Source organism: Alteromonas sp. WD8-37, assembly GCF_055326825.1.
In genome coordinates, this window is the sequence record NZ_JBUZOV010000007.1 from 81737 (window position 1) to 92822 (window position 11086).

At 53.0% G+C, this 11086-nt stretch carries 13 protein-coding genes; 5 read left to right on the forward strand and 8 right to left on the reverse strand.

All coding sequences use genetic code 11. The annotated features are described in order from the left end of the window. Positions 1 to 2: 2 nt before the first annotated feature. From ACTUJZ_RS13990 to ACTUJZ_RS14010, 5 genes are all read right to left on the reverse strand, one after another. Positions 3 to 410, reverse strand: coding sequence for an ExbD/TolR family protein (locus ACTUJZ_RS13990; protein ID WP_463636953.1), 408 nt, complete (start codon positions 408 to 410; stop codon positions 3 to 5). Between the two features lie 78 nt (positions 411 to 488). Then, entirely contained in the window at positions 489 to 680 is a 192-nt protein-coding gene (locus ACTUJZ_RS13995; protein WP_463636954.1) for a hypothetical protein, read from the reverse strand. 116 nt (positions 681 to 796) lie between these two features. After that, positions 797 to 1594: a CLCA_X family protein gene (locus tag ACTUJZ_RS14000; RefSeq protein ID WP_463636955.1), complete on the reverse strand. Its 798-nt coding sequence runs from the start codon at positions 1592 to 1594 to the stop codon at positions 797 to 799. Positions 1595 to 1596: 2 nt separating this feature from the next. Next, entirely contained in the window at positions 1597 to 2133 is a 537-nt protein-coding gene (gene fldB / locus ACTUJZ_RS14005; protein WP_463636956.1) for a flavodoxin FldB, read from the reverse strand. A gap of 17 nt (positions 2134 to 2150) precedes the next feature. Beyond that, positions 2151 to 4004 carry a metallophosphoesterase family protein gene (locus ACTUJZ_RS14010; protein WP_463637006.1) on the reverse strand — a complete coding sequence of 618 codons (1854 nt, stop codon included), beginning with the start codon at positions 4002 to 4004 and terminating at the stop codon, positions 2151 to 2153. 187 nt (positions 4005 to 4191) lie between these two features. On the opposite strand from ACTUJZ_RS14010, the gene ACTUJZ_RS14015 reads away from it, so the two are divergent. Further along, positions 4192 to 5430 (forward strand): hypothetical protein, encoded by a 1239-nt coding sequence (locus ACTUJZ_RS14015; protein ID WP_463636957.1) that lies wholly within the window; start codon positions 4192 to 4194, stop codon positions 5428 to 5430. Here ACTUJZ_RS14015 and msrA read toward each other — a convergent pair. After that, positions 5427 to 5966, reverse strand: a complete 540-nt coding sequence (gene msrA, locus ACTUJZ_RS14020) for a peptide-methionine (S)-S-oxide reductase MsrA (protein WP_463636958.1) — start codon at positions 5964 to 5966, stop codon at positions 5427 to 5429. The genes ACTUJZ_RS14015 and msrA overlap by 4 nt on opposite strands. Positions 5967 to 6087: 121 nt before the next feature. On the opposite strand from msrA, the gene ACTUJZ_RS14025 reads away from it, so the two are divergent. The 3 genes from ACTUJZ_RS14025 to ACTUJZ_RS14035 all read left to right on the forward strand — a co-directional run bounded on the left by ACTUJZ_RS14025 (position 6088) and on the right by ACTUJZ_RS14035 (position 8867). After that, entirely contained in the window at positions 6088 to 6510 is a 423-nt protein-coding gene (locus tag ACTUJZ_RS14025; protein ID WP_463636959.1) for a thiol-disulfide oxidoreductase DCC family protein, read from the forward strand. Beyond that, positions 6507 to 7241: an SDR family NAD(P)-dependent oxidoreductase gene (locus ACTUJZ_RS14030; protein WP_463636960.1), complete on the forward strand. Its 735-nt coding sequence runs from the start codon at positions 6507 to 6509 to the stop codon at positions 7239 to 7241. The genes ACTUJZ_RS14025 and ACTUJZ_RS14030 overlap by 4 nt, the downstream gene beginning before the upstream one ends. A gap of 186 nt (positions 7242 to 7427) precedes the next feature. Then, entirely contained in the window at positions 7428 to 8867 is a 1440-nt protein-coding gene (locus ACTUJZ_RS14035; protein WP_463636961.1) for a sodium-dependent transporter, read from the forward strand. Positions 8868 to 8923: 56 nt separating this feature from the next. On the opposite strand, the gene ACTUJZ_RS14040 is transcribed toward ACTUJZ_RS14035, so the two are convergent. Beyond that, positions 8924 to 9763, reverse strand: a complete 840-nt coding sequence (locus tag ACTUJZ_RS14040; protein WP_463636962.1) for an NAD-dependent epimerase/dehydratase family protein — start codon at positions 9761 to 9763, stop codon at positions 8924 to 8926. 69 nt (positions 9764 to 9832) lie between these two features. After that, on the reverse strand, positions 9833 to 10633 hold the full coding sequence (locus ACTUJZ_RS14045; protein WP_463636963.1) for a DUF2884 family protein: 801 nt from the start codon (positions 10631 to 10633) through the stop codon (positions 9833 to 9835). Between the two features lie 263 nt (positions 10634 to 10896). On the opposite strand from ACTUJZ_RS14045, the gene ACTUJZ_RS14050 reads away from it, so the two are divergent. Beyond that, a complete protein-coding gene (locus tag ACTUJZ_RS14050) occupies positions 10897 to 11082 on the forward strand; it encodes a hypothetical protein (protein WP_463636964.1) in 186 nt (61 codons plus the stop codon). The last annotated feature ends 4 nt before the right edge of the window (positions 11083 to 11086 follow it).

Genomic DNA, 11086 nt, shown 5'->3' on the forward strand with positions numbered 1-11086 from the left:
TATTAACCTTGTTTAACCAGCACAGATACCTTGTCGATACCGGCGATTTTCACCTGGTTCATTACCTCTACCACAGTACCTTCTTCGGTATCTTCGTGAGCCTGGATGGCAGCAGTATCGGTGTTGTTTTCAGCCAGAAACGTCTGCGCGTTCGCCACAACCCGACGAATATCCACTTCACGGCCACCCATAAAGATCTGACCATTGGCATCGATGCGAATCGACAATGCTTTTGACGGCTGATTGGTCTTGGACTGGTTATCTTCTGGACGGTTTACGTCAAGGCTTTTTTCTTTTACGAAAGACGTAGTAACAATGAAGAAGATCAGCATGATGAACACTATGTCCAACATGGGCGTCATGTCTACCTGAGCCTCGTCTTCAACAGAAGTATGCTTTTTTCTTTTCATCTTGAATTCTTTCTTCTCTACAGTTTAAGCCCAATAGTATACGCCTTGTGACAAAGATTTTTAACCTTTTTGTCGTAACTATTGCGCCTGATTAACACTTGTTGCTGGCGCACCGCTTGTTATTTGACCATTATGTTGCGCCGCAGGTTCTCTGATAGCAACCATTTTTTGCTGCTCACGAATGCTGCACAGCCATGGCGTTGCCAGCATATAGGACAATTCTATTAACTGCTGGTTAACCTGAGCATGCAAATTACCATGAGGATTCATGCCAAGTCTAGCCTCGGCGAATATTTTGTCGCTGGGGTCAAGGCTCCATGGCATTGGTTCAGGCGTTCACAACACACCGTGAGCGCCTGGTAGAGCCATGCAACAGCGGGATGGTGTTAAATATTTTCCAGGGCCTTACCCAGAGTGGCAAAGTACGTGGCAAAGTGGTGGCCAATACGTTGTCGTTCTGCCCCGGCGGGGTAGATACCCAGCTTGGCTTCCGTCGATTGTTTAGTGCCTTTGACCAGAAATTCGTTTTTGATCCGGTGATCCTGTACATAGGCTTCAAAGGCCCTCGCACAAAGTTCCTCGGGCATCGCGTAGTAGTAAGTGCCCAAAGCTTTGTCGGCCTGCATACTTTGTTGCAGCACCTGGCTGGGCGTGTCGGCATCCTGTTCAAGAAAAATATGCTGGTAGCACAATTCCAGTAAATGATTTAACGGGTGTTCAATAATGGTTTGGCGCTTTAACCACAACGCCGACGCAAAATCTTTAGGGCTGCTGCGGGTAAGAAAGCGTCGGGTGATAAAATGGTCAAACGCGTGAAAATATTCATGGGCCAGCGCGCCGGCCCCGGCATTTTTGGCCAGCGCCAGCGTGCGCGTCGCCGAATTATAATGCGCCGAGCTATGCCGGTTGCCGCCCTTGCCAAACGCGATGGACAAAGTGCCGCGTAACGAGATGACCTGCTCGTTGACCTGCAAAATAGACATCAGGTCACATAAGGCATCAAAAAATAAGTTGGCGGCGATTTGTTGCTCGGCTTTGCTAACCCAGGCACCCACAGTAGCGCCTTTGAAACCAAAAATTTTGACGATGTCGCCAAAGGTGACATCGGCGCCGTCCCGGTGACTGGGACCGTTGCGATAAAAGTCTCGCTGCAACCGCCCTGGCATGGCTGCCGGCGCGCTCATTCTTAGGCCAGCTCTTCTAACAGCTGAGCGCACCAGGTTTCGATACGCTGGTCGGTTAGATCATATTGGTTTTCATCATCCAGACTTAAGCCCACAAATTCGGTTTGCGCTTCGTTAAGTGCTTTGGATGCAGCAAACTCATAACCCTGATTGGGCCAGCGACCGATGATGCGACAGCCTGACGGGACAATGGCATCGTGCAACATGCCCAGGGCATCCTGAAACCAGTCAGCATAGCCAATTTGATCACCCATCCCATATAAGGCGATGATTTTGTCACCCAGTGGCAGCTGATGGACCTCGTCCCAGTGGGACTCCCAATCTTCCTGCAACTCGCCAAAATCCCAGGTGGAGATCCCGAAAATCAGAATGTCATACTGGGCGGTCTGGCTTAAGCTGACCTCCGCGATGTTATGCATTGAAACCACATCATCTTCAAAAAGGCTGTTCAGCTGGGCCTGGATTTTTTCTGCCGCCATCTCGGTGTAGCAGGTAGTGGAGCCATAAAACAGGCCGATGCTCAGTGCCGAATCACTCATGATAAAACCCTTGTCGATTACTCGTCGTGCGCAATGGGCGGAAATTCTACCGTGTCCTGGTCGCCGCACAAAGCTTTGCACGTGACAGTATGGTCATTTTGCCGCAAGACAAGCTGGCCCAGTGCGCTGTGATTAAGCAAAGTATGGCCGGCTTTGGCGCTGGCCGGACGGGCCTGCACCGACATGTTACGGCGCCGGGTGAACAAATTCAGCGGTGAGGTGGCCCCATACAGCGCCCGGTTGATGCGCTCTAAGTGGCGCAGCAGTGAGTTGGGGAACGTATTTTTCAGCCCGCTGCAGGTAAACTGGGTGATGTGCGGGCTGTTGCGGCGAAAACGCAGGCGTACATCGTAGACAAACGAATAATGCACATCCCCGGATAAAATTATAAAGTCCGGTGGGGTACGCACATGGCGAAAAATATTCAGCATCACCTGGGCGGTACCGCGATGGGCCATCCAGTTTTCGGCATCTACAGTGAGCGCCTTGCCCATAAAGGTAAACACTTTTTGAATGGTCTCAATTAGCTTGACCCCGTAAATAGGCGCAGCGGACACTACTATCACCGATTCTTTGCCGATGATCTGCTGCTGAAATTCGCACAGAGCTTCCCAGTCCATTAAGCCTGAAGGTTTGTTTTTGTTGGATTCCGAACGCCAGCGATGAGTGCGGGTGTCCAGCACACATACTGGCGGGGTGGTCTCCAGGGTAAAGTGCCAGTGGTCCACTTCAAACAGGCGATCCACCAGTGCATCATGCTCAACCAGGCCCTGGTTGGTAAAGCACGGCTGGCTAGCCTCATACAATTCATCAAAGGTCTGCGGGGCATTACCCCAGCCCTGGCACAGCCAGTAGCCGATCAGCGCGTTGCCCACCATGCGCCGCGACAGCGGGTGGTTATACACGGCTTCTTCCCAACCGCGGGTCAGGTTCCAGTCGTCGGTCACATCATGATCATCAAAAATCATATACACCGGCACATGGGCCAGCGCCCGCCGGATGGTACCCAACTGCGCGGCAAAGGCTTCTATTTCGGGTTGCTCAGCAGCAAACTGCTCCTGATAGGCGGCGCCGACCTTGCTGGCATCAAATACAATCTCGTCCCACAATGTGTCGGACCACACCAACATGTACATCGCCAGCACTTCTGACAAAGATATCAGATGGTTATGCGCATTGACTGAGGTGAATACCGGCTTCTTTTTGGCGCCGAAAAATGTCTTGGATAAAGCTGTGTTGAGCTCTACCTGGGGCAGGATCTGTTCGCGCTCATAATAATTGTGCGGGTGGTCGGCCAGCTCAGCACTGGAGCTGACCACCGCGCCTTCCAGCGGCTCGGCAAATAAGCCTAAGCGCGCGATCACCTGTTCAATGGCCTGCAACATCGGCCCGGCCACATCGTCACAATATACCTGGTCGCCGGTCATCAGCAGCATCTGCGGACGCTGGGCAGGTGCATCCAGGGTAGCGGCGATCTCACCGTCAGCGCGCAGTAGCGCATCTTCCACCGGATGATGGGGTTTGCGGCAGGAGCCATGCAACACATTGGTCAGGGTTGGCTGAAACACAAAATTCAGGCTGTGCTGGCCCGGATACAGCAGCGCCTCACGCTCCTGCTGCCACTGGTGGGACAGGGATTCTGGTGCAAACTGCAACGCATACTCGTAAACATGCCCGGCGCTTAGCGCGGTATCGGGGGTAAACACCGCCAGCTGAATAAACGCCTTTTCGCCCACCTGCACACAGTGGGTGTTTGTGTTACCCGGGCACGGCGCCTGGGCGGTGGCATCGGTCAGGCTGACTGACACCGGCTCTGCGCTGGAGGTCACCAGCCACACTGTTTGTTGACGGGCGCTGACCTGGCGCAACATAGGGCCGGCAATAACACATGGCAGAGGGGCGATAAGACAGGCTCCTTTCACAGCAAATAAATCTCAGCGGGTAAGCTTACTCTGTTGGGTTGGCTGCTGTCACCTGCCAAGAAGGGTTTGATTGTTACGAAATTTTTAATCCCGGGTCAGCCACCCGCGCCGGCGACTAAGGTTGCAGGCAAGACTTGTGTCGGTAAGGCAAGTACGCCATGATCGGGGCAATTATTATTGCGCATTGATATTGTTTGGTATGACTCACTCTTTGTTTGCCCGTTGGATGGTTGCCGGCCTGGCCGGGGTGTTATGTTTAGCCGGTTGCAGCGAGCCGTCTGTGGAATCTGCTGCGGCCGAGCCGGCACAGACGGATGTTATTGACGTGTCCGGACAGTGGATCACCGAAGCTGATGGCAGCATCATGCAAGATCCGCAACCCTCCGGCCTGACTGTCTGGCAGGGGCAACTGGTGTCTATCTCCGATGGCAGTGCCCAGGCTGACCAGCAGCGCCGCTTACATATGCTAAACCCGGCCACTGCGCGACTGGCGCCAAAAACCGAAGAGATGCGTCTGGGCAGCCGGGTTCGCCGCAGTTGTTTTTCTAATTATCTGGCCAATAAGCCGGATCTTGAAGCGCTAGTGGCCGATCCCCAACAACCCGGGGTGTTTTATACCGTCACCGAAGATGCTACTCGTACCGGGGCGTTGTCGGCGCGCTGCCAAAAACGCTACCGCCAAACCGGCTCCACCGATTACCCCACCTTGCTGGTCCGCCTGGAAGTGACCGACGATGGTAGCGTCTATATGTCGCGGGTGCGGCCGCTGCAATTTGATGCGGCTCTACAGGTGGGCGATTTTCCCAATGATGGTATTGAAGGCATGGCACTGGGCGCGGATCGCACCTTGTATCTGGCGCTGGAAAAAGACATGGCCGGCAAGCCGCGGATCTTTTCCGTGCAGCTGGATGACAGCTTTTGGGACAGCACTGATTTTGCACCAGTGAATGAACCGCCACTACAAATGCCACAATGGTCTGGCGGTAATCATCCGTTTAATGCACTGGCGGTGTACCAGCCGGTGGTCGACCAGCCAGGGATGTTATTGGCCATGGCCCGTAATGATGATGAACTATGGATATTGGATCTAAGCGCACAGCAGCCAGCGCGCAGCATTAAGATGCGCTTTTTAGCCCCGGAAGTGGGTGAGGACTGCCCGGCCTATACCGCCATGGACAATGCCTCTATCGAAGGGTTGGCGGTGCTGGGTGATACCTTGTATCTGGTGAACGACCCGTGGAAGGTCAACTATCTGAAAAATGTGCAGTGCCCGGCCACGCAAGCGCGGTATGCGGCCATGGCACCGCTGTTGTTTGCTACGCCGCTGCGCAGCGACTGGTTTGACGCTGCGCCGGTAGCTAAGCCCGCGGATTAACTGCGCAGGCGGCTGGCAAAGGTTTTTTTGAACTTGGCCAGCTTGGGGGCCACCACCATGGCGCAATACTGATTTTCAGGGTTATTTTTAAAGTAATCCTGATGATAGTCTTCGGCCTGATAATAATTATTCAGCTCGGTAACTTCTGTGACAATCGGATCCGGCCAGATTTCCTCGCGGGTCATTTCTTCAATGATGGCCTCGGCCGCGGCTTTTTGCTCGGCATCATGATAAAACACCGCGCTGCGGTACTGTGGCCCCACATCATTTCCCTGGCGGTTCACCTGGGTCGGATTGTGCAATGCAAAAAAGATTTCTAAAATTTCACGATAGCTGATTTTATCGGCATCAAAGTTCACCCGGACCACCTCAGCATGACCGGTATCCGCCTTGCAAACATCCTGATAAGTGGGGTTGTCCATATGCCCGCCGGCATAGCCGGAGACCGCGCGCTCAACGCCTTCGACACTGTTAAATGCTGACTCGATACACCAGAAGCAGCCGCCGCCTAAGGTAGCTTGTTGAATATTTGCCATAGTAGCTCTCCAAAACACAATATTGCACTATTTGGAGATTACGCTACGCCTTCTCAAGTCATCCAGCCAAATAATTAAATCGTATATCATGGTTCATCAAACGCTACCCGAGGTGAGTTTTATGATCATCTTTTACGATGGCCATTGTCCGCTGTGCCGAGCCGAAATGCGCCATCTAGAGAAGCATGACACTGAACAGCTGATCCAGTTTGAAGATATTCAGCAAGATGATTTTAGTCAGCGTTATCCGCAGCTGGATTGGGAGGCGCTGAATAACCGGATTCATGTGCAACAATCCGACGGTACCCTCATTAGCGGGCTGGATGCCACCCATGCCGCCTGGAAACGGGTGGGCAAGGGCTGGCTGTATGCGCCGCTGCGCTGGCCGCTGATCCGGCATGTGGCTGATGTTGCTTATAAAGGCTTCGCCCGCCATCGTTATACCTTGTCATACTGGTTGACCGGCCAAAAACGCGGCCCGCAATGCGACACCAGTTGCGCCCGCCCAGCGTCACAATCAAGTAATAAGAAAAAGCAATCATGAGTCAGGTGGATGTGGTAATTGGTGCCAATGGCGGCATCGGCCGGGAAGTGGTGGCGCAGCTGGCCAAACGTAATCCCGAGCGCAAAATTTATGCGCTGGCGCGCCAGCATGGCAGCCAGGACGGGCCGGACAATGTGGAAAAAATCGATTTACGTACCGACGATGCCACAGCCATCAGCACGTTTTGCCAGCAGCTGCGCGACGCCGATGAGCAGGTGGTTACCGCGATTTGCACCGTGGGCATTTTGCATGGTGAGGTGGACGGATACGAACTACAGCCGGAAAAAAAGCTGGAAGATTTAAACTCAGAGCAACTGCACCGGTACTTTCAGGTCAACAGCATCATCCCGGCCTTGTGGCTTAAACATCTGGTGGAGCTGATGAGCGATGAACCGTCGCAACTGGTGTGTTTTAGTGCCCGGGTCGGCAGCATCAGTGATAACCGTATTGGTGGCTGGTATGGCTATCGCGCGTCCAAGGCAGCGCTCAACATGCTGATGAAAACCGCGGCGGTAGAATATGGACGGCGCGCCAAGCAAACCACCTTGCTGTGTTACCACCCCGGCACGGTGGATACCGGTTTATCCGAGCCATTCCAGCGCAATGTCAAAGCCGAAAAGCTGTTCTCGCCAGAGTTTACTGTATCCCAGTTAATGGCGGCGCTGCCCATCCTCAAGCCAGACCAAAGCCCGTATTTTCTTGATTGGGATCATGAAGTGGTAAGTTGGTGATACGCTTTGCCCGGCGTATTTGCCACTTTAACTCAAGACATTTTGTGACACTGCTGTTACCATTTTGACAAACCTGGCCAAAAAGCACTCGCTAACGCGCTGAAACGCACGGCTGACGGGGGCTACAACAATAATCGGCCAGAGACTAACAATAAATAACAATAACGTTGAAGGGGAAAGCTGCGTATGAGCGGGGGCAGAGAACAGTTCGGATCGCGCATCGGGTTTATTCTTGCAGCAGCCGGTTCGGCTGTGGGTATCGGCAACCTGGTGGGGTTTCCGGTTGGCGCAGCCAAAAATGGTGGCGGCGCTTTTTTATTGATGTACGCCATCTTTGTGTTTGCCATTTGCTTGCCGGTGATGCTGGCCGAGATGACCGTAGGCCGGCAGGCGCGCAAAGATCCGCTGGGTAGCTACAATGCATTGAGCAACAATGCGTCGGGCTGGAAGGTGGCCGGGTGGTTATCTATTCTGACCCCGTTTATGATTGCGGTGTTTTATCTGGTGATCACGGTATGGATCTTTGGCTATCTGTATGAGGCGGTGACCGGCGATTTGGCGGTTCTGGCCGAACCCGACACCTTTGGTCTGTTTATCAATTCCGGGCACATCTTTATCTACATGGCCGCAGTGGCGGCGATTGTATATCTGATTTTGCAGGGCGGGGTGCGTCAGGGCATCGAAAAAGCCGCCAAGCTGCTGATGCCATCGTTATTCGTCATGCTAATACTGCTGGTGATTTTTGTCCTGACCCGCGAAAATGCCATGGCCGGGGTGAAGTTTTATCTGATACCGGACTTTGACAAAATTAATGCTTCGGTAATCAATGGGGCGCTGGCTCAGGCCTTTTTCTCGCTGTCGCTGGGTATGGGGATCATGATCACCTACGGTAGTTATATTTCCAAAGATGCCGATGTACCTAACTCCGCCAAGCTGGTGGCTATCACCGACACCGCGGTGGCGTTTACCGCTGGTCTGATGATTTTACCCGCCATCTTTTCGTTTAATCCCAATACCAACCCGGCGGAGCTAAGCGAATCTTCCATTGGCATGATTTTCACTTTCTTGCCGAAAATTTTCTTAGCGCTGCAAACCAGTATTGGCTATGTGGGCGCGTCAGTGGTGGCCAGTGTGTTCTTTTTGCTGGTGTTTTTTGCTGCTATTACCTCGTTGGTATCTATCTTTGAGGTGCCGGTGGCTGCCTTGATGGATGAAAAAGGCGTTAGTCGCAAAAAAGCGTTGAGCATCTTAGGTGTGTTGCTCATTGCACTGGGCTGTTTTTGTGCCTTGTCGTTTGGCTTTGTGGACTTTTTCACGTCATTCACCAGCTATGCCGGGGCCAGCAAGTCATTTTTTGATGTGATTTATGATGTGTTTTACGACACCATTTTGCCGCTCAATGGCTTTTTGATTTGTATCTTTGTGATCTATCGGTGGAAAAAACACAACTTCAATGCTGCTCTGCAGGAGGGCGCGCCCAACTACAAAGACAGTTGGTTTGAGCGCTATGTGGATTTATCCTTAAGCACCTTCATTCCGGTTATTCTGCTGCTGATCTTTATTAATACGGTCAGCCTGAAATATTTTGGCGTGTCATTGTTTGCCAATATTGCTGCGGCATTTTAACCCCTGCCTGCACACCCACGCCGCCCGGCGTGGGTGTTTTTTGTTCTAATTCCTCTTTAATTTTCAACCGTGCACATGTCATACGGGTCGGCATAACGCGGCTCAATACCCAGCATTGCCCAGCTGGCACGCGCATCAATCTGCTTGCCGGCCGGCGCTTGTTGTTCAAAGCCTGGCGCAAAGTGCGGAGCTTCCAGGCCCATCTGCTCGGCGCAATACGGATAATAATAGCCACGCTTCGGATGGCGCAGACTGCATAGATGCAATGTCTGGCCGGGCCGGGGCTGACGGATTAGGGTCAGCAATGCCTGGCAGATATCGGCGCTGTGCACCAGATTGACCACCTGCTCACCCTGCTCCAGCGAGCGCCCGGCCAGATACCGCGCCGGGTGACGCCCGGGGCCCACCAGCCCGGCCAGGCGCACCACACACGCACGCTCTGGATAGCGGCGCAACAAATGCTGTTCAATGGCCACATGCGCTTTTCCCGAGGCGGTTACCGGCGCGGGGGGTGTTTTTTCGGTGACAACTCCCGGCTGGTTGCCATACACCGAGGTGGTGCTCAAAAAAATTAGCTGGGTGGTCGGATGGGCGGCAAAGGCCTCGATCAGTGCCAGCATCTGCGGCAGGTAGGCCGGGTCTAGCGGGCCTTTACGGGCGCCCGGCGGAATATTTAGAATGACCGTGCTGCCCGCTGCTGCCGCTGCCAGAGCGGTGGCTGACTGGCCCAGGCTAAAACGCATCGGCGTGATGCCTGCTGCAGCTAGCGTGGCGGCTTTTTCTGCGCTTTTTTCGGTAAGGCGGCTGGTGCCCAGTACATGGTAGATCGGGTGGGCCAGTTGGGCTACTTGCTGGCCCAGCCAGCCGCAGCCACATAAGGTAATATCTGGTTTCATCGCATGCTCTTACAATTACAGGTTAAATTATCCTAGCATGCTTTAAACGCCGGCCTGGCCGGCATCGGATTATTTTAGATTTTTATGCCGATGCGACTGCAGCTCAATCAGGTTAAGTGTTTGCAACTCGGTCACAGACTCTGACAGCTGCTGCTCAGCATCATCGGCTTCGTGTAACACTTCACATAAGTCCTCGGCTTTATCTTCAATGCCTTCGGCCTGACGCTCGATGCGCTGCTCAAGATTTTCGCCAAAGCTTTCCATACGCTGTTCAAAATCGCTCATGTCACCATCACCGGATAGCATTTCTTTGCCTACTACCATGAGTAATTTACCGGTGGCTTCGCTGACCATGTCTTCGATGGTTTGCTCGAATTTTTGTTCCCACTGCGACTCCATCCAGCCATTGTCGCCGAAATCATCGCGGCGCACCCGCACCGAGCCGTCTTCGGCATAAAAATGCTGATCGACTTCCTGCTGCATCTGGGTCAGGGTTTGCTGAAAATCGGTGACCAGAGGGTCGTCGGCCCCCAGCAATTGGCCGAAGACTTCTGTAATGGCGGTGCCAGCCAGCTCAAAACCTTCGGCTACCAGCCCTAAGCTCATGGGCACAGCTTCGTTAATGGCAGCCCGGTAATCTTCCACCAAAGCCTGCTGGTCATCATTCAGGCTAAGGGTGTCGCCGTCCACGCTGACCCGGTTATCATTAAAAAATGTCACCTGCTGGTCGTTTTGCATAGTGATAGTGAATTGCTGTTCGGTAAAATCCAGATCACCCTGTAAATCAATGTCGCAATTGTTGTCGTGCGCCAGGACCGGGGTGGCGGCCAAACCCGCGCAGACACTGACAGCTACTAATAAACGTTTCATGCAGATTCCTTATTTTATAATGATGCACAGACACAGCAAGCAGGGTAGCAACCTGCGCGCCAAGTTTTTACTGCTTATTTTTCAATTGCTTAGTGCTTTCTGAGCATATAGTTAGTGTGTGGTCTAACTAAAATATAGCTAATCTGGCCAATTACTGCGCACTTTGTGTACGTCGGCTAACATTGTCAGGCTGGTAAGCCGGGCAGAATAATGCATAATAAACATACAGATACTCAGCACAGTTTGGCAGCTAAGGGCGTATGATGAATGAATGGTTTGGCGCGATAGGATTTGGCATTGGCCTGTTGGCCTTTGTGATAGGCGTAACCTGCCTGATCATGGGAATCACCGGCGCACGCACCGCCGGCATTCAGCAAAAAATTGAGTATGGTTTTTTTGGTGTAGCCGGGCTGGTGGTGTGCGGACTAATCACTTACGCGCTGAGTTGACCGG